A 19,242-nucleotide genomic window follows, 5' to 3' on the forward strand; every position below is an offset into this window, starting at 1 on the left:
AAGGAATGCAGTTTAAATATCCGGAACTTCTTTGGGCTTTATTTTTACTATTGGTTCCTCTATTTATTCATCTTTTTCAACTCCGTAGATTTAAAAAAACTCCTTTTACCAACGTTGCAATGTTGCAAAAGGTAAAAACGCAATCCAAAAAAGCTAAAAACTTAAAAAAGTGGCTTCTTTTAATAACTAGACTTTTACTATTTACAGCTTTAATTATAGCCTTTGCTCAGCCTTATTTTGCAAAAAAAGATGTTTTTAAAAAGAGAGAAACTGTCATTTACATAGATAATTCTTTTAGTATGCAAGCTCCTAATAACGGCACAAGTATTTTACAAAGTGTAGTACAAGAGCTGGTAAAAAATACACCAAAAGAAAAAGTATTTAGTCTTTTTACAAATACAAGCACCTACAAAAATGTAGTTTTAAAAGAAATACAAAATAATTTACTTTCATTAGAGCACAGTAGTAATCAGCTGCATTTAAATGATGTTTTATTAAAGGCAAACACACTATTTAGTTCTAATAACAATAGTATTAAAGATTTAATTATTGTGTCTGATTTTCAACAGAAAACTAATGCTGTAAGTTTAGATAGTACAAAAAATATAAATGTTTACACTGTTAAACAAAAAACCAATAATTTTAATAATATTAGTATTGATAGCATCTATATTTCTAACACAGATGCCAGCAATATAGAGCTAAGTGCTAACCTAACAGCTAATAACAATGTAGAAAACACAGCGGTTGCGCTTTATAATAACGATACATTAATAGCAAAAACATCAGCATTATTTAATTCTTCTAAAAAAGCTGAAGTAAATTTTACATTACCAAAAGACGTTAAAATTAATGGTAAAATAGAGCTTACAGATACAGGTTTACTTTATGATAATAGTTTCTTTTTTAATATAAATAAAAGAGAAAAAATAAAAGTGTTAACTATTTCTAATACAGACAACACCTTTTTAAATAAAATATTTACAGAAGATGAATTTACAACTACTACAACAACAATAAACCAATTAAATTACAGTAAAATTCCTAGCCAAAATTTAATTGTTTTAAACGAAGTAGACTTAATTCCTGAATCTTTAAAAAATGCTATAGTTTCATTTACTAAAAATGGAGGAAGTTTATTAATAATTCCTTCTTTACAAACAGATGCTAATAGCTATAATAATTTACTATCAAACTATTTTAAAACAAACATTAAAGGAACAACTAAAATAGAACGCAAAATTACTGGTATTAATTTTTCTCATACATTATACAAAAATGTATTTCAAAAAAGGGTAACAAACTTTCAGTACCCTACGGTTAATAGTTCTTTAATTGTAACCAGTTCTGCTCCTTCAATTTTAAGCTACCAAGATGGCTCTCCTTTTTTATTAGGAGCAAACGGGGTTTATTTCTTTACCAGTAGTTTAACTACAAAAAACTCTAACTTTAAAGGCTCTCCCCTAATTGTACCTACTTTATATAATATAGGATATAGCAGTTTTAATATACCTAAACTATATGCTATTTTAAATAAAACAACTAATGTAGATGTAGAAACAAAACTAGATAAAGATGTTGTTCTAAAAATAACAAAAGGTAAAACTGAAATTATTCCGCAACAACAAGCATTTACTAATAAGGCAACCTTAACATTTACTAACACGCCTAAAAAAGCTGGTATTTACAAAATTAAAAAAGCAGACATAGAGCTAGGTTCTATTAGTTTTAATTATAATAGAGATGAAAGTAAATTACAGTATATAGATACTAACACTATAATTAACAGTAAAAATAACGATAGTATTGGTCAATTATTAATCAAATTAGAAAATAACCAAAAGGTACATGAGCTTTGGAAATGGTTTGTTATTTTTGCGTTGTTTTTTTTAGTACTAGAAGTTCTTATTCAAAAATATTTTAAATGAATATATTAATAAAATCTGCCAAAATTTTTGATAAATCAAACAAAGATATCCATCTAAAAACTAAAGATATTTTAGTTCTAAATGGTGTTATTAGTAAAATTGCAGATACTATAACTCCAGAAAAAAATACATCTGTCATATCTAAAAAAAACTTATGCATATCTATTGGCTGGTTAGATACTAGCGTATCATTTGGAGAACCTGGTTTTGAAGAAAGAGAAACAATAGCAAACGGATTAAAAACTGCTGCTAAAGGCGGCTTTACAGACATTATATTAAATACCAACACAAATCCAATTCCGTATACAAGCTCTACTATTGCTTTTATAAAAAATAAAGCAAGCCAAGAAACAACAAGTTTACATCCGCTAGGTGCATTAACTGTAAATAGTGAAACTGTAGATTTAGCAGAATTGTATGATATGAAAAACGCTGGCGCAGTTGGGTTTTCTGATTACAAAAAAGCAACTAGCAACTCTAACCTATTAAAAATAGCATTGCAGTATGCTCAAAATTTTAATGGATTAATTTATTCATTTCCGTTAGATACTAAAATTGCTGGTAAAGGGATAGTTAATGAAGGAGATGTTTCTACAAGTCTTGGATTAAAAGGAATTCCTGCATTAGCTGAGGAGCTACAAGTAGCCAGAGATTTATTTATTTTAGAATACACAGGCGGTAAATTACACATTCCAACAATATCTACTGCAGGGTCTGTAAAATTAATATCAGACGCTAAGAAAAAAGGACTAGATGTAAGTTGTAGTGTTGCTTTATATAATTTACTTTACACGGATAGCAAGCTAACAGAATTTGACACAACATATAAAGTATTACCTCCATTACGAACCAAAAAAGACAAAACAGCACTAATTAACGCTGTTAAAAATGGCACTATAGATTTTGTAACTACAGATCATACGCCTTTAGATATTGAACAGAAAAAAATTGAGTTTGATAATGCAGCTTACGGCACCATAGGTTTAGAGTCGTCATTTGGTTTATTAAATACTATTTTTGATACCGAAACAACTGTAGAAATTTTGACAAAAGGCAGAGAACGCTATGGTTTACAAAAACCAGAAATAAAAGAAGGCAAAACAGCTTGTTTTACTTTATTTGATGAAGATACACAATATTTTATAAGTAAAAACACATCTATAAGTACTGCTAAAAACTGTATGTTTTTTGATGAAAAGTTAAAAGGTCAAGTTTTTGGTATTTTAAATAAGGATAGGGTAAAAATACTTTAAACTATTTAGTTGCGTTATTAAAAAGACTAATAGATAGTCAACTTTTTTAACCAACTAATTAATAAATTATGATTTTTGGAATTACGTTAATAATACTAGGTATTTTAGCCGCACCATCTTTACTATTATCTAGAAAACCTGATGCACAAGAACTTTTAGACAAAATTACACCTTACCAAGGCTGGATAGGTTTAGCATTTTGTGTTTGGGGAGTTTGGGGAATTATTTCCTCTATATTAAACCTTGGGTGGCTTACCACTTATCCTATTTATTGGGCAACTTTTTTAGCTGTAAATGTACTTTTAGCTGCTTTAGGATTTATTTTAGGTTACGGAATGATAAACAAACATTTATTATCTAAAAATGAAGAAGCAAAAGCAAAAGGGGAACTTTTATTAGCAAAACTAAGACCTTTACAAGGTAAATTAGGTATTGCCGCAATTGCTTTAGGAGTTTGGCAAATTATTACTAAACTATTATTCTTTGTGTAATTACAATATAATATATAAAAAGAGGTCTTAATTAGACCTCTTTTTTTTTGCAAAATTTTTACCTTGCACAAAAAAATATAATGAGTACAAATCCTAAAGGAAAAACTACAGCAATAGTGTCTTACTTAACTGGTGTAGGTACATTAATAGCAATTACAATGAATATGGATGACAAGCACGACTTTGCTCGTTTTCATATTAGACAAAACTTTGGTTTAAACTTATTTTTTTTAGGTTTTGCGTTATTTATTAGTCAATGGTTAAACCTGTATGCTTCGGCCGGTTTATACATATCTTACATAGTACTATGGACCTATGGGTTTATTGGTATGTTAAACAACAAAAAACAAGCAATTCCATTTATTGGAAAAGCATCTCAAAAATGGTTCACTTTTATAAATTAGTATGACTACAGCACCTTTATCCTTAGAACACATAATAAAACCAGCAACTATAGAGCAAGATAAAACCCCTGTTTTATTTATGCTACACGGTTACGGTAGTAATGAAGAAGATCTTTTTTCTTTTGCTCCAGAATTACAAAAAGAACTTTGTATTATATCTGTACGTGCTCCCTACCCTATGCAGCCTTACGGCAATGCTTGGTATGCTATAAATTTTGATGCAGAAAAAGGAAAATGGAGTGATGATGAACAAGCTGCAGAGTCTGTACAAAAAATACTAAATTTTATAGATGAAGCTTGTAATACTTATAACTTAGATAAAGATAATGTTACACTTTTAGGATTTAGTCAAGGTGCAATTTTAAGTTACGCAACGGCAATTTCTTATCCTGATAAAGTAAAAAATATAATTGCACTAAGTGGTTATATTAATGAAAACTTAATAGATAAACTTAAGACAGACAAAGATCCTAGTAAACTAAACATTTATGCCTCTCATGGCAGTGTAGACCAAGTAATACCAGTAAGTTGGGCTCAAAAAACACCAAATTATTTAAAAAACTTAGGCATAACTTGCACTTATGAAGAGTACCCTGTTGGGCACGGTGTTGCACCACAAAATTTTTATTCGTTTAAAGAGTGGTTGTCTACTAAAATATAGTTTTAAATTTTAGTAAAAAATAAAGCCCCTGAATTGTAATTCAGGGGCTTTATTTTAAATTCTGCAAATACATTAATCTCTACGGTACAATAAATGATCCATCATAGTAAAGTCTACACCCAAATCATCTTTAAGGTCATACTTAATAAGTAATTCTCCCCAATATTTACCATCAGAAAAATCTGCAATAATCCATTTATGGTTTAAAACTTTAATTTTATTTATTTTAAAATCTCCTTCCATACCTTCATAAGGCACTAATGGGTTATCTCCCTTAGCTTCATTGGTTTCAATTAACTTATCTTCAATATATCTTGTAGGGTTTTCTAATTTTAAGTGATCAAAATTAGTTAATGCGTCATCATTATTTTCTAGTAAAAAATATTTAAGATCTAGCTCTTTAATAGTAGCCTTTTGTATAGAGTCTTCAAGCGTTTCTATTTTAGTCTGTAATTTAGCAAATTTAGTGTTTGTAGCATCTATCATTTTATTTGCACTTACAAACTGATATAATGCAATTAATGCTGCAAAAATAAATAGGTATAAATATAAATACTTTTTCATTTGGTATTATTCTAAATGTTTATGGTTAAATTATCGTAGGCCAAATGTACATTATTTGGCAAAGATTTTTCTACTTCTTCATGAAAACCTAATAAATGGCTTATGTGTGTTAAATACGCTTTTTTAGGTTTAACAACAGCAATAAACTCTAATGCTTCTTCTAAATTAAAGTGAGAGTGATGCGCCTCTAAACGTAACGCATTCACCACCAATACATTTACATCTTTTAACTTTGCTATTTCTTCTTTAGAAATACTTTTTACATCTGTTAAATACACAAAATCATCTATTCTAAAACCAAAAACCTCTAATCTATTATGTAATGCTTTAATAGGTATAGCTACTTTGTTTCCTATTTTAAAAGGTGTGTTTTCTTTAATTTCATGTATAGCTACAGCTGGTGCGCCAGGATACCTGTTTATATCAGCAAAAATGTATGCAAATCTTTTTTTTAATGCTTGTATTACCTGGTTATCTGCGTATATGGGTATATCTCCTTGTCTAAAGAAAAATGGTCTTATGTCATCTATACCCGCAGTGTGGTCTGAGTGTTCATGGGTAAACAAAATACCATCTAAATTAGGAATGGGGTTTTGCAGCATTTGCTGTCTAAAATCCGGACCACAATCTATTACAAAGTTATAGTTGTCCCATGAAATTAAAACAGATACTCTTAATCTTTTATCCTTTGGATTTTTACTTAAACATACAGGATGCTTACTACCTATAACTGGTATTCCTTGAGAAGTTCCTGTACCCAAAAATGTGATTTTTAACAATTCGGCCTTTTTTATCAAATTTATAACATATTTATTTAATAGATAAATCTATCTTGTTAACTTTGTATACCGTAAAAAACAACAAAGAATGTCATCAGTCTTAAAAAAAGATTTTGCTTTTGAGAATATTCCTTCTACTAAAGCCAAAACCCTAAGAATAAATTTAAATCCTGATATCTACGGTACTTTTGCAGAAATTGGTGCCGGACAAGAGACTGCCAGACACTTTTTTAGATCTGGTGGCGCATCTGGAACCATTGCCAAGGCAATGAGTGCTTATGATAAAGATTTTAGTGACGCCATTTATGGTGTAGAAAACGATGGTAGATACGTTACCCAAGCCCGTTTAAAAACGATGCTTTCCCACGAAATGGGACTTATGGAGGAACGTATTAGTAGAGAAAAACATCCAGAGCGTTTATTTTTCTCTTATGCAAATACTGTTGCTACCATAGATTTTGCTAAAAAATACAAAGGTCACGGTTGGGTAGGTATCCGTTTTCAGCTAGATCCAGATCAAAAAGAATTTGACGAAATAATTATGCATGTTCGTTTTAAACAAAACGAAGCTAGATTACAACAAGAAACTTTAGGTATTTTAGGTGTTAACCTTATTTATGGTGCTTTTTACAAATATCATAAACCTCGTAAGCTACTTAAATACCTTTATGACCATATAGACAAGGATACTGTAGAAATTGATATGATTAATTTCTCTGGTCCTAATTTTGAAAAAGTAGACAACAGGCTAATTAGCTTACAGTTAATTAAAAATGATATGACGGATGCCGTTATGTTTGGCCCAGATGGCAATAACCTTTTACCTGCTGCTGTACTTTACAAAAAAAATATATTAGCATTACGTGGTAGTTATAGACCAGTAACCAAAGTTAATATGGATATGTTTGAAAAATCTCATAATATTTTTATGAATGAACAAACAGTTAATCCAGATAAAACTATTGTAATTTTTGAAATTACGCTGGCAAACTTAAAAGCTAGCGGAGAAATAGATGAGCAAGACTTTATGGACAGAGCAGAACTTTTATGTTCTCTTGGCCATACTGTAATGATTTCTAAATTTCAAGAATACTTTAGACTTGTAGAGTATTTTAGCAATTATACAAAAGCTAAAATTGGTTTAACAATGGGAGTTAATAACCTTGTAGAGGTTTTTGATGAAAAGTATTACAGACATTTAAGTGGTGGTATACTTGAGGCTTTTGGTAAATTATTCTTTAAAGATTTAAAGGTATACTTATACCCAATGAAAAACGAAGAAACTGGCCAGATAATGACAAGTAACAACGTTAAAGTACACCCAAGAATGAAAGAGCTTTACAAATTCTTTAAGTATAACGGTAAAGTAATGGATATTTTTGATTATGATCCGGAGATTTTACATATTTTCTCTAGAGATGTATTAAAGAAAATCACCAACGGAGATAAAGACTGGGAAAAAATGTTACCAGAAGGTATTGCCGAAATTATAAAACGAAAAGAGTTATTTGTACGTAAGGCAGATAAAAAATAATTAAAAAAGCCACATTTTAAATGTGGCTTTTTTTTACTATTATTCTAATATTTGTGCAGCGTGGTCTTTGGTTTTAACTTTATCTATAACCTTAGTTACTACTCCTTCTTCATTAATAATAAATGTTTTTCTATGAATACCATCATAAACCTTACCCATAAACTTTTTTGTGCCCCAAACGCCAAAAATATTTAATACAGTATGGTCTTCATCTGCTAATAAAGGAAAAGGAAACTCATACTTTGTTTTAAAATTAGATTGTCTTTTAGCGGAATCTGCACTAACTCCTAAAAGCTCATAACCTTGCTCTTGCAATTCTTTGTAATTGTCTCTTAAATTACAAGCCTCTGCAGTACAACCAGGTGTACTTGCTTTAGGGTAAAAAAATACAATTAACTTTTTTCCTTTATAATCTGATAAGCTTACAGCATTACCATCTTGATCTTTTGATGTAAAATCTGCTACTTTGTCTCCTACTTTTAAAGTATTCATAAGTAATTTATTTAAATTCGTTTTTTCTAATTTTTAGTAAAGCTAATCAAAAATGACCAAGGCAGAAAAAGTTACTTTTACAATAAACAAACTTAAGGAACTATACCCAACAATACCAGTTCCTTTAGACCATAAAGATCCGTATACATTATTAATTGCTGTTTTAATGTCTGCACAAAGCACAGATGTACGTGTAAATAAAATTACGCCATTATTATTTGCAAAGGCAGACAACCCTTATGATATGGTTAAATTAACAGTAGATGAAATTAGAGAAATAATAAAACCAGTTGGCTTATCACCTATGAAAGCAAAAGGTATACATGGCCTATCACAAATGTTAATAGATGAGCACAATGGTGTTGTACCTAAAGATATGGAAGCTCTAGAAAAGTTTCCGGCTGTTGGTCACAAAACTGCTGGTGTTGTAGTATCGCAAGCCTTTGGTATACCTGCATTTCCGGTAGACACACACATACACAGATTAATGTATAGATGGGGATTTACAAACGGTAAAAATGTAACTCAAACAGAAAAAGATGCAAAAAGATTGTTTCCTAAAGAATTATGGAACGATCTGCATTTGCAAATTATTTGGTACGGTAGAGACTACTCGCCAGCCAGAGGTTGGGATTTAGATAAAGATATAATTACAAAAACAATAGGGAGAAAAACAGTGATTGAAGAATATTATAAAACCAAAAAGAGCCGTTAAGGCTCTTTTTTTAGTTCAAAATGTTTTCAAATTGCATCTCATTGTATGTAATTACATTCATCGATTTAGAATAATTCAGTAAAAACTGAACTGTACTTTTTGATGTTGCCATTATTGCACAAGAGTTGTTTTGTTGTTTAGAGTAAATTTTTTCCATATAAAATAGTATTGTTATAGTAAGATAACGCTACTATTTTAGATATATTATACTCTTAGGTTAAAAACCTATTAATTCGTTAAAACGATATTGTGCTTTTCTATTATTTTTCTCATATTAATTAAAGCATATCTCATTCTTCCTAATGCAGTGTTAATACTAACACCCGTATTTTCAGAGATTTCTTTAAAACTCATATCCTTGTAGATACGCATTAATAAAACTTCTTTTTGATCTTCTGGTAATTCCTCAATTAAAACTTTAAGGTCAGAATCGATCTGATTTTTTATTAATTGTTTTTCTGCGTTTAATTTATCATCACTTATTACAGAAAAAATATTAAAATCATCGCTACCTTCAAACATAGGCATACGCTTATTTTTTCTAAAGTGATCTATAATTAAGTTGTGCGCAATTCTCATCACCCACGGTAAAAACTTACCTTCTTCACTATAAGAACCCTTTTTTAAAGTTTTAATCACTTTTATAAAAGTATCTTGAAATATATCCTCAGTAATGTCTCTATCTAATACTTTAGAATAAATAAAACTACTAATTCTTTGGTTATGTCTGTTTATTAATACTTCCAAAGATTTTTCATCTCCGTTAATATACTTTTTTACTAATACTGAGTCTTCAATTTGTAGATCCATTTCGAGTTACTTTTTTTGGTTATTTAATGCGTACCCCTTCCCTATATGGGAATAAGTTCATTTAATAGTGTTTAATAATTTTAAAAAAGTAATGTTCGCTATATAGGCCTATAAGTTTAATTACACTTCAAATATATATAAAATAAGAGGTTCGCAAAAAATCTATGTTGTGATTACCCCTATTTTTGATGTAAAAGCGTCTTTTATGGTTATTAAAAGGTACAAATTGTATCTTTACAGTATTAATTACGGATATGAATACACTTTTAGACGTCGACCCAAAACACAATATAATTATTAAGGGTGCTAAACTCCACAACCTCAAAAATATAGATGTTGTAATTCCTAGAAATAAACTTGTTGTTATTACAGGTTTATCTGGTTCTGGTAAATCTAGCCTTGCTTTTGATACACTTTATGCAGAGGGCCAACGTAGGTATGTAGAAAGTTTATCTTCATATGCACGCCAATTTTTAGGTAAATTGGACAAACCTAAAGTAGACTATATAAAAGGTATAGCTCCTGCAATTGCTATAGAGCAAAAAGTAAACTCTACAAACCCACGTTCTACTGTAGGTACTACAACAGAAATTTATGATTATTTAAAGCTATTGTATGCTAGGGTTGGTAAAACCATATCTCCAGTATCTGGTAAACAGGTAAAAAAACATACTGTTACAGATGTTGTTAACTATATTAAAGAGTATAGTAGTAATACCAAGCTATTATTATTAGCACCTATTAAGGTAAAAGAAGACAGGGAGCCTTTAAAAGCTTTAGAAATGTTTTCTAAACAAGGGTATGCCAGAATAAAACACAAAGGTAAAGTTATACGTATAGATGATTCTATTACTCAAATGGACAGAGAGTTTTATTTGGTGGTAGATAGAATTATAACTAAAGATGATGAAGATTTTTATAATAGATTAGCAAATGCTGTTGATACTGCTTTTTTTGAAGGTGAAGGTAATTGCATTATTGAAGAGTTGGAAACAGGTAAACAAACTCCTTTTAGTAATAAGTTTGAACTAGACGGCATTAAATTTATAGAGCCAAACGTACACTTGTTTAGTTTTAATAATCCCTTTGGAGCTTGCCCAACCTGCGAAGGTTATGGTGATGTAATTGGTATAGACCAAGATTTAGTTGTGCCAAATACTGCTTTGTCTGTATATGAAGGTGCTATTTTTCCTTGGAAAGGAGAAAGTATGGGCAAATATAAAGATGAATTTATAGCTGCTTCTTATAAGTTTGATTTTCCTATACATAAACCTTGGTTTGAGTTAACAGATGAGCAAAAACAATTAGTTTGGGATGGTAATAAATATTTTACTGGCTTAAACAAGTTTTTTGCAATGCTTGAAGATAAGAGCTACAAAATACAAAACCGAGTAATGTTATCTCGTTACAGAGGTAAAACAAAGTGTGGTACTTGTAATGGCAAACGTCTACGCCCAGAGACAGATTATGTAAAGGTTAATGATAAATGCATATCAGAACTAGTAGAACTACCTATAGATACACTAACAGAATTTTTTAACTCGGTTAAGCTAAGTAAACATGATGCACAAATTGCAAAACGCTTGTTGGTAGAAATAACTACAAGACTTAGTTTTTTAAACAAAGTTGGATTAACTTATTTAACACTAAACAGAAAATCTAATACCTTATCTGGAGGTGAGAGTCAGCGTATAAATTTAGCTACATCTTTGGGTAGTAGCTTAGTTGGGTCTATGTATATATTAGATGAGCCAAGTATTGGCCTGCACCCAAAAGACACAGAAAACTTAATAAATGTTTTAAAGTCTTTACGTGATTTAGGTAACACTGTTATTGTAGTAGAACATGATGAGGATATTATGAATGCTGCAGACCAAGTTATAGATATAGGTCCGGAAGCTGGTACGCACGGTGGCCAGGTTGTTGCTAATGGTACAATGACAGATATTTTAAAATCATCCTCATTAACCGCAAGTTACCTAAATGGCAAAAAACAAATAGAGGTTCCTAAAAAAAGAAGAAACTTTACCAATTTTATTAGAATAAATGGTGCTAGAGAAAACAACTTAAAAAATATAAATGCAACTTTTCCGCTTGGCATACTAACCGTAGTAACTGGCGTATCTGGTAGCGGAAAAAGTACGCTGGTAAAAAAACTACTCTATCCTATAGTATTAAAGGAAATTGGAGGCTATGGAGAAAAAGCCGGACAATTTACTTCTGTAGAAGGTGAATTTAAAGATATTAAAAATGTAGAGTTCGTAGATCAAAACCCCATAGGTAGGTCTTCTAGGTCTAACCCTGTAACTTACATAAAGGCTTATGATGATATTAGGGCATTATTTGCTTCGCAAAAATTAAGCAAACTTAGAGCGTACCAAGCAAAACACTTTTCTTTTAATGTAGACGGGGGCCGTTGTGAAAAATGTAAAGGAGAAGGAGAAATAACTGTAGAAATGCAGTTTATGGCAGATGTACATTTGGTTTGTGACGCTTGTAATGGTAAACGTTTTAAAAAAGAAGTATTAGAGGTTAAATTTCAGGATGCAAGTATAGATGATGTTTTAACTATGACTATTGATGATGCTATTTCATTTTTTGAAGAGCATCAACAAACAAAAATAATGAACAAGCTTAAACCTTTACAAGATGTTGGTTTAGGATATGTAACTCTTGGGCAATCTTCCTCTACTCTTTCTGGTGGTGAAGCACAGCGTATTAAATTAGCTTCGTTTTTAGTAAAAGGCAAAACAACTAACAAATCTTTATTTATTTTTGATGAACCTACAACTGGTTTACACTTTCATGATATTAAAAAATTACTAAAATCATTTAACGCTCTTTTAGCAAAAGGCCATTCTGTAGTTGTTATAGAACATAATATAGACCTTATTAAATGTGCAGATTTTATTATTGATTTAGGGCAAGAGGGAGGTACAAAAGGCGGTCAGCTAATTGCAGAGGGAACCCCAGAACAAATTGCAAAAAGTAAAAAATCTTTTACAGCTAAATATCTCAAAGAAAAACTATAATCTTATTTCGCATTGATTATCAGTTAGTTAAGTTAGTAAACTGTTTTTTGGCACGCTGTTTGTAATATAAATATCAGAATGTAAATAGTTGCATTCAGAATTTATAAAACCTTATAGTATGAAAAAATCAGTACTACTTTTTACAGCTCTTTTAATAGGTACATTTAGTACAATGGCTGTAACTACAGAAAACACAGAGAATAAGGTTGCAAGCAGCAATACTTTTATACAAAACAATTCTTTCATCTTTGTAGAGAACGGCGTAACATTTTCAGTTTTCCCTGATGGTGAATTTGATTTCTTTATTGATAATAGAGTAAATGTAAATGCTAATATAAATTTAGGAAGAAACGCAAATATTACATTTAATACTGGCTACAACTATAATGCATATGTACAGTATGATGATTATGGAGCTGTTATACAAGTAGAAAATGTTCCTATTTATTATGACTATTACGGTAGAGTTGAGAAAATTGGAAACATAAACATTAACTACAGAAACAATAGAGTTCATAGGTTAGGTGGTATGTATGTATACTACAATAATAGAGGATTTTATGATTACCATAGAGGTTACATAAATAGGTACAACAGAAATTATACATTTAGAGCTTACCACAACTATTTTCATAGACCAGCTGTTAACTTTTGTTTAGTACAACCAAGACCGTACAGAAGATATTATGCTCCTGTTAGATATACTTATTACAGACCTTATAGAAATAACTATAGAAAATCTTATGTAAGAGTTGGTAAGTCTTATAAAAATAACAACAGAAATAATTACAGATCTTCTAAAGTTTATAGAAATGATAATAGAGTAACGCAAAGAAGCAACAGAACTGTTGGTATTTCTAGAACAAACTCTAGAGCTGTTGTACAAAACTCAAGAAAAAGTAACAGAACTGTTATAGACAGAAATAACAGAGCTAATACTAGATCTACAACTGTTACCAGAACAAGTAGCAGAAACCCTAACACATCTAGATCTGTAACAAGATCTACAACATACAAAACTCCTGCAAAAAGCAGAACAAATAGCAGAGTTGGTAATACAAGAAGTACTACAAGTAGAAGTACTGCTAAAACACCAGCAAGAACCACTACTAAAAGAACTACAACGGTTTATAAAAAACCACAAAGTACAAATAGTAGAGCAACAAGAACTACTACCAGAACAACTAGAAGCGTAACAAAAGCTCCTAGCAGAAGTAGTTCTTCTAAAAGTAGGGTTGCAACAAAAAGTAGTTCTAGAACGTCAAGTAAAGTAAAAGCTCCTTCTAGATCTAGTAGAACTAGCTCTAGCACAAGAAGCAGAAGATAATAAAGACAGTTTTTTAGGTTGTTAGTTGTTAAAGTCCTTGAAGAATTTATTCTTCTGGGGCTTTACTTTTTTGTTTCCTTTTTACTTAGGTAAGAAGACACTATACTATACACATCTTCTGAAACTCTGAGTTTATAAAGTACAAAAATATAAACAACTCCTATAAATATACTTTTTATAGCAATATTTAATATAGGATGAAAATTAAAGTTTATAAAGAAAAATACCCCACCTAATAAACACAGTAATAATAGTACTTTTAAAGTGTCTAAAGTAAACGGATGCATTTTAAACTTAGCGTATACATAACCAATTTTTACTGTATTAAAACTTGCAATAGCTATAAACGTTGCCCACGCAGCACCACCTAAACCATAAGCAGGTATTAACATATAGTTTAAAAGCACTACCACTATTGCTAACAAAACGCCCATTACCAAAATTGCTCTGTAATAGTCAGAATTAAAAAGAATAGAATTACTATTACCCAAAAGAGCATCTAACACTTTTGTTAAACCTATTAAAAATACCACTAACATTCCGCCTCTGTAGGCAACTGGCATTAATTTGTATAATTCTTGTAAGTTTAAAATAATCAACAAAAAAATAATTCCGGATATTATAAATAATGTTAAAGATGATTTCTTATACAATTTACGAAGCTCTGGTTTGTCTTTACTGTTTAATAATTTAGCAGTTAACGGATGTGTAATTTGGTGCATAGCTCTAGAAGGTACCGTAATTACAGTTGCAATAAATACAGAAACTCCATAAAAAGCAACATTTTCTATTGCTAAATATTGATTTAGCATAAACTTATCTATCTCTAAAAGTATTACAGCTGCAGAACCACCTAATATTATAAGAGCACTGTATTTTATAATTGAACTATAATTTTTGGGCAATCTAAATTTTAAACTTGGTATTTCTAAACTAAAGGCATAAAGTTTCATTACAACCATACGTAACACATAAACACCAACCAAGGACTTTAAAAATAAATCTACAGTTATTACATTATAATGTACCAATACAAGTAAAATAGCAATACATAGTCTTCCAAAAACTTCTTTCATAAAGTTTCCAAAAACAGATTTCATATGCACTTTTACCCAAGAGTAAAATATTTCAAAATAAGACATTGCCAGTCCCACAAAATAAATGTACCAAACATACCCTTTGACCTCTTCGTTTTTTTCTGCTAAAAAATCGCCTATAAAATCAGTCCCAAAATAACTAAACAGTGTAAATGGTATAATTGTAAGTAATGGCAAGTACAACATTAAGTTTAAAAAATACTTAACATCATCACTATCTTTATAACTACTATAAAATTTTACTAACGTATTTTGCACTCCAAAAGTTAACAATGGCATTAATAAAGCTGCTGTAGCAAGTATAACTGTAACTAAACCATAATTTTCTTTAGTTAAAAAATTGGTATATAAAAAAAGTGTATTAATAGCACCAATACCAAACCCTACAAAGGTTACTATAGTATTACTAAATGTTTGTTTAAATACAATACCCATATAAATGATTGGCTAATTTAGCTGTACGCTCTTTTCTACTATACGTATTTATATTAGTAGAATTTACACTTAATTCTTTTGTTTTGTATTTAAAAAACCAATCTAAAAGTAAACTTTTTATGTTAGATGTATCATTATAATTAAAAGCAACACCTGTATTTGTCTCTTTAATTATATTACTCACCTCCCAACCTTTTGGTCCTATTGCCAAAATTGGTCTTTTTGCTCGCATATACTCAAATAATTTACCCGCAATAATACCTACTGTATCTGGTGAATTTATTTCTGAAAGTAATAGTACTTGTGATTTTTCTTGATACTTTAATGCTTCAGTATGTGATACGTAACCAATTAAATTTACGTAAGACTTTAAATTGTATTTGTATATTGTTTGTAACACATCTTCACTTACAACACCAATAAACTGTAGCGATAAACTATTTTTAAAAGCTTCATTTTCATTACACAATTCTTCTAATGCAAGCCATAAATTCTCAGGATTTCTACCCGTAAGCAAAGATCCTATATGAGAAATGGTAAACTTATCATCTAAAGCCACGTCACTAGCTATATCACCATCAAATCCATTTGTTATCACTTCTATAGGCTTATTGGTAATATTTAAAAATTCGTTTTTAGTTGTTTCACTAGTAACCACAATACTATCTGCTCTATTTAAAACCAAATGTTCTAAATACTTATGCTTTTTAGCAGATGCTTTACTTAAACGTAATTTTTTATGGTATCCAATAGAAGTCCAAGGATCTCTAAAATCTGCAACCCAGCTAACACCTAACTTCTCCTTAAGTTTAAGGCCTATTAAATGCATACTGTGTGGTGGGCCAGTTGTTATTATTGTATTTATATTTTCTTCTTCTACTACCTTAGTTAAATAATTAACAGAAGGTTTAACCCAATTTTTACGAGCATCAGGTATAAAAAAATTACCACGTAGCCAAAGCAAAATTTTTTCTGTCAAAGATTGATTTTTACTTTGTATTAAACCTGAACTTATTTTTTTTGTTTTATTTTTTGATAAAAAACTTGCCAAACCATAAGGCTCATTAATTTTTTGCTTGTAAATTTTTACATCTTTTGGAATTTCATTTACAAATGATGCATCTATTATAGGATAATTAGGATTTTGTGGTACATACACCACTGGCTCAATACTATAATCTTTTAAATATTTTACAAATTTAAGCCAACGTTGTACACCTGGCCCACCAGCTGGAGGCCAATAATAAGCTATAATGAGCACCTTTTGCATTAGCTATTCTCTTTTTTAGCTGTTGGTTTTTTAAAACTATATACAATACCTCCTATAACTATTAACGCCAAAAGAATATTACTTGCTAGTGCTATTTTACTTCCTTTTTTAACTACTTCAGGTTCAAATTTAAATTCAATTTTATGTTCACCTGCAGGAACTTGCATTGCCCTAAGTGTATAGTTAACTTTAAAGTAACTAGACTTTTTTCCATCTATATAAGCATTCCATCCATTTTTATAATACATTTCTGAAAACACAGCTAGTGCATCAGAATTGGTAGTAGATGTGTAAGTTAAATGGTTAGGCTCATAGTTATCTAAATTAATAGTAGCTGTAGAATCTTTAGTAAAAGTAAACTTAGATAACGAAGGAAACTCTGTTGTATTAACCACAGCATCTGTTTTAATATTTAAACTATCTAATGCCATAATTTCTTCATTAGCCGAAGATACTTTTTTAAGGTTCTGCACAAACCAGGCATTACCCATTGCATTAGGGTTTAATGCTGGGTAAGTACGTCCTTCTTCATCTTCCTGAATAACATATTTAACGTTAAGCATACTTAAAACCCTAACATTATTTTTGTAAATATGAAAATCAAACAAGTCTTGCATAGTAGCGGGTTTAGCTCCATGATAACCACCAATAGAATTATGGTAGTATGATGTGCTTGCTCCGTTTAAACCTTCTCTTGGGTTATAAACGCGGTATACAGAAGTATCTTGATTAATTTGTTTATCTGTATTTGTTAAAGGAAATGGTTGTTCCATTTGTCTAGCGTGCACAAAATCATCTTCTGTAACATATCTTTTAGCTACAGGTACCAAATCTGCTAAAATTAACACACCTATTACCGCTATAAATACATTATTTTTTAACCTTTTATGTATAAATAAAGACAATGTAGCTGCTGTAAGTAACACATATATTAAAGAACGTAAAACATCACTTGTATAAGCCTCTTGGCGGTCTAACTTTATCATTGTTAATACTTCATCTCCAAAGTATTTTCTGTAGCTATCATCGCTTAAACCATCAAAAGTAAAAACACCTTTAAATACAAATAAAAGTATTAATGTACCCAAAACTATCCCAGCACTTATAAGCAATGGCATATTGTACTTTGCCTTATTCTCCTTTTCTTTAAACAAGGTCATTAAAGCTAAAACACCAAGTAGAGGTACGCATAATTCTAAAACTACTTGTATAGATGAAACTGCTCTAAATTTATCATACAAAGGAAAATTATCTATCATAAAATTAGTTAAACCACTAAAGTTTTTACCCCAAGAAAGTACTAAAGACATTACAGCTCCTGCTAAAAGCCACCATTTTACTTTTCCTTTTACTATAATTAAACCTAAAATAAATAAGAAAAATAATACTGCTCCTACATAAGCTGCGCCAGAAACACCTGGTTGGTCTCCCCAATACAAAGGCAAACCCTCTGCAAAATCTAACGCTTGTTTTCTAGATAATCCTTTACGAACTAAAAACTCATATGTTTTAGATTCCTCTCCTAAATTTTCAGAATTAGACCCTCCAAATAATCTTGGTACAAATATGTTTAAAGACTCTGCTATTCCGTAACTATATTGTGTAATATACTCTTTATCTAAACCTCCAGTATTTTCTCTTTCAGAGCCATCATTATTAATAGTTAAATTAGACTCTCCCCTAGTGCTCCAGTCAGAGTACTCTTTTGTAGCCATTAAATTAGTAGCATTGGTTGCAATACCTATTAATACTGCAACAAAAAGCAAGCCTACAGAAACAAAATAATGTTTTAGTTGTTTTTCTACAATAGCATAAACCAAATAAATAACACCTAATATTAAAATTAGCAACATAAAATAATAGGTCATTTGGTAGTGGTTGGCATTAACCTCTAAAGCCATTGCAAATGCTGTGAGTATAAATCCTAAAATGTATTTTTTTCTAAACATTAAAATTATACCGCCTAACAACATTGGTATATACCCCAAAGCGTGCGCCTTTGCATTATGGCCAACACCTAAAATTATAATTAAATACGTACTAAAACCAAAAGCTAATGCACCAACAACGGCCAACCTATAATCTACTTTTAGACAACATAATAAAATATAAAAACCTAAAAAGTATAAAAATAAATAATCTGCTGGTCTAGGTAAAAACCGTATTAATTTGTCTAACTTTTTTATGTAATTATGAGGGTAATTAGCTCCTAACTGATATGTTGGCATACCACCAAAAGCACTGTTTGTCCAATAAGGCTCTGTATTTGTTTTTTCTCTAAAATTATTTTGCTCTTTTGCCATTCCTGTATACTGGGCAATATCTGACTGAAATATTTTTTTACCCTGTAAAACAGGAGTAAAATAAGCCAAAGAGGCAACTACAAATAAAACAAGAACAAAAAAGTTGGTTAAAACAGATCTAAAATTAATTTTCATTATGTTGTTGGT

16 protein-coding genes are annotated in these 19,242 nt (G+C 30.2%); 9 read left to right on the forward strand and 7 right to left on the reverse strand.

Going from position 1 to position 19,242, the window contains the following annotated elements:
* The first annotated feature begins 5 nt into the window (after nucleotides 1-5).
* From JM80_RS13180 to JM80_RS13200, 5 genes are all read left to right on the forward strand, one after another.
* Nucleotides 6-1,928 (forward strand): BatA domain-containing protein, encoded by a 1,923-nt coding sequence (locus JM80_RS13180; RefSeq protein WP_089119308.1) that lies wholly within the window; start codon nucleotides 6-8, stop codon nucleotides 1,926-1,928.
* Complete coding sequence (locus tag JM80_RS13185; protein WP_144710494.1) at nucleotides 1,925-3,181, forward strand: dihydroorotase family protein; 1,257 nt, start codon at nucleotides 1,925-1,927, stop codon at nucleotides 3,179-3,181. Before JM80_RS13180 ends, JM80_RS13185 begins: the two co-directional genes overlap by 4 nt.
* 68 nt (nucleotides 3,182-3,249) lie before the next feature.
* Nucleotides 3,250-3,672: a hypothetical protein gene (locus JM80_RS13190; protein WP_013622300.1), complete on the forward strand. Its 423-nt coding sequence runs from the start codon at nucleotides 3,250-3,252 to the stop codon at nucleotides 3,670-3,672.
* Nucleotides 3,673-3,752: 80 nt separating this feature from the next.
* Nucleotides 3,753-4,076, forward strand: a complete 324-nt coding sequence (locus JM80_RS13195; RefSeq protein ID WP_013622299.1) for a hypothetical protein — start codon at nucleotides 3,753-3,755, stop codon at nucleotides 4,074-4,076.
* A gap of 1 nt (nucleotide 4,077) precedes the next feature.
* A complete protein-coding gene (locus tag JM80_RS13200) occupies nucleotides 4,078-4,737 on the forward strand; it encodes an alpha/beta hydrolase (protein ID WP_144710496.1) in 660 nt (219 codons plus the stop codon).
* 72 nt (nucleotides 4,738-4,809) lie between these two features.
* Here JM80_RS13200 and JM80_RS13205 read toward each other — a convergent pair whose 3' ends face one another.
* Nucleotides 4,810-5,301 (reverse strand): hydrolase, encoded by a 492-nt coding sequence (locus tag JM80_RS13205; RefSeq protein WP_144710498.1) that lies wholly within the window; start codon nucleotides 5,299-5,301, stop codon nucleotides 4,810-4,812.
* A gap of 11 nt (nucleotides 5,302-5,312) precedes the next feature.
* The gene (locus JM80_RS13210; RefSeq protein ID WP_232228758.1) at nucleotides 5,313-6,062 is read right to left on the reverse strand and encodes an MBL fold metallo-hydrolase; all 750 of its coding nucleotides are present in this window, start codon (nucleotides 6,060-6,062) and stop codon (nucleotides 5,313-5,315) included.
* A gap of 106 nt (nucleotides 6,063-6,168) precedes the next feature.
* Between JM80_RS13210 and JM80_RS13215 the strand changes: the two genes are divergently transcribed.
* Nucleotides 6,169-7,614, forward strand: a complete 1,446-nt coding sequence (locus JM80_RS13215) for a hypothetical protein (protein ID WP_013622295.1) — start codon at nucleotides 6,169-6,171, stop codon at nucleotides 7,612-7,614.
* A 39-nt stretch (nucleotides 7,615-7,653) separates the two neighbouring features.
* Here the strand turns inward: JM80_RS13215 and bcp are convergent, their stop codons facing one another.
* A complete protein-coding gene (bcp, locus tag JM80_RS13220) occupies nucleotides 7,654-8,106 on the reverse strand; it encodes a thioredoxin-dependent thiol peroxidase (protein ID WP_013622294.1) in 453 nt (150 codons plus the stop codon).
* 52 nt (nucleotides 8,107-8,158) lie between these two features.
* Here bcp and nth point away from each other — a divergent pair, with 52 nt between their 5' ends.
* Entirely contained in the window at nucleotides 8,159-8,821 is a 663-nt protein-coding gene (gene nth, locus JM80_RS13225) for an endonuclease III (RefSeq protein ID WP_013622293.1), read from the forward strand.
* Between the two features lie 228 nt (nucleotides 8,822-9,049).
* Here nth and JM80_RS13230 read toward each other — a convergent pair whose 3' ends face one another.
* A complete protein-coding gene (locus JM80_RS13230) occupies nucleotides 9,050-9,631 on the reverse strand; it encodes an RNA polymerase sigma factor (protein WP_013622291.1) in 582 nt (193 codons plus the stop codon).
* Nucleotides 9,632-9,885: 254 nt separating this feature from the next.
* Between JM80_RS13230 and uvrA the strand changes: the two genes are divergently transcribed.
* Together uvrA and JM80_RS13240 are read left to right on the forward strand one after the other, a co-directional pair.
* Nucleotides 9,886-12,663: an excinuclease ABC subunit UvrA gene (uvrA, locus tag JM80_RS13235; protein ID WP_144710500.1), complete on the forward strand. Its 2,778-nt coding sequence runs from the start codon at nucleotides 9,886-9,888 to the stop codon at nucleotides 12,661-12,663.
* Between the two features lie 118 nt (nucleotides 12,664-12,781).
* Nucleotides 12,782-13,990 carry a hypothetical protein gene (locus tag JM80_RS13240; protein ID WP_144710502.1) on the forward strand — a complete coding sequence of 403 codons (1,209 nt, stop codon included), beginning with the start codon at nucleotides 12,782-12,784 and terminating at the stop codon, nucleotides 13,988-13,990.
* A gap of 62 nt (nucleotides 13,991-14,052) precedes the next feature.
* Here the strand turns inward: JM80_RS13240 and JM80_RS13245 are convergent, their stop codons facing one another.
* Genes JM80_RS13245 through JM80_RS13255 form a run of 3 tightly spaced genes read right to left on the reverse strand, consistent with a single transcriptional unit; the run spans nucleotide 14,053 to nucleotide 19,230 of the window.
* Complete coding sequence (locus JM80_RS13245; protein ID WP_034644612.1) at nucleotides 14,053-15,522, reverse strand: lipopolysaccharide biosynthesis protein; 1,470 nt, start codon at nucleotides 15,520-15,522, stop codon at nucleotides 14,053-14,055.
* Nucleotides 15,506-16,792, reverse strand: coding sequence for a glycosyltransferase family 4 protein (locus JM80_RS13250; protein WP_144710504.1), 1,287 nt, complete (start codon nucleotides 16,790-16,792; stop codon nucleotides 15,506-15,508). Before JM80_RS13250 ends, JM80_RS13245 begins: the two co-directional genes overlap by 17 nt.
* A complete protein-coding gene (locus tag JM80_RS13255) occupies nucleotides 16,792-19,230 on the reverse strand; it encodes a YfhO family protein (RefSeq protein ID WP_144710506.1) in 2,439 nt (812 codons plus the stop codon). Before JM80_RS13255 ends, JM80_RS13250 begins: the two co-directional genes overlap by 1 nt.
* Nucleotides 19,231-19,242 lie beyond the last annotated feature (12 nt).

Source organism: Cellulophaga sp. RHA_52, from assembly GCF_007827205.1.
Lineage (GTDB): Bacteria > Bacteroidota > Bacteroidia > Flavobacteriales > Flavobacteriaceae > Cellulophaga > Cellulophaga lytica.

Coding starts and splice junctions, on each gene's coding strand:
- JM80_RS13230 (WP_013622291.1), bottom strand. CDS start 9,631: ATGGATCTACAAATTGAAGACTCAGTATTAGTAAAAAAGTATATTAAC.
- JM80_RS13180 (WP_089119308.1), top strand. CDS start 6: ATGCAGTTTAAATATCCGGAACTTCTTTGGGCTTTATTTTTACTATTG.
- JM80_RS13195 (WP_013622299.1), top strand. CDS start 3,753: ATGAGTACAAATCCTAAAGGAAAAACTACAGCAATAGTGTCTTACTTA.
- JM80_RS13200 (WP_144710496.1), top strand. CDS start 4,078: ATGACTACAGCACCTTTATCCTTAGAACACATAATAAAACCAGCAACT.
- JM80_RS13245 (WP_034644612.1), bottom strand. CDS start 15,522: ATGGGTATTGTATTTAAACAAACATTTAGTAATACTATAGTAACCTTT.
- uvrA (WP_144710500.1), top strand. CDS start 9,886: ATGAATACACTTTTAGACGTCGACCCAAAACACAATATAATTATTAAG.
- nth (WP_013622293.1), top strand. CDS start 8,159: ATGACCAAGGCAGAAAAAGTTACTTTTACAATAAACAAACTTAAGGAA.
- JM80_RS13250 (WP_144710504.1), bottom strand. CDS start 16,792: ATGCAAAAGGTGCTCATTATAGCTTATTATTGGCCTCCAGCTGGTGGG.
- JM80_RS13190 (WP_013622300.1), top strand. CDS start 3,250: ATGATTTTTGGAATTACGTTAATAATACTAGGTATTTTAGCCGCACCA.
- bcp (WP_013622294.1), bottom strand. CDS start 8,106: ATGAATACTTTAAAAGTAGGAGACAAAGTAGCAGATTTTACATCAAAA.
- JM80_RS13215 (WP_013622295.1), top strand. CDS start 6,169: ATGTCATCAGTCTTAAAAAAAGATTTTGCTTTTGAGAATATTCCTTCT.
- JM80_RS13255 (WP_144710506.1), bottom strand. CDS start 19,230: ATGAAAATTAATTTTAGATCTGTTTTAACCAACTTTTTTGTTCTTGTT.
- JM80_RS13185 (WP_144710494.1), top strand. CDS start 1,925: ATGAATATATTAATAAAATCTGCCAAAATTTTTGATAAATCAAACAAA.
- JM80_RS13205 (WP_144710498.1), bottom strand. CDS start 5,301: ATGAAAAAGTATTTATATTTATACCTATTTATTTTTGCAGCATTAATT.
- JM80_RS13240 (WP_144710502.1), top strand. CDS start 12,782: ATGAAAAAATCAGTACTACTTTTTACAGCTCTTTTAATAGGTACATTT.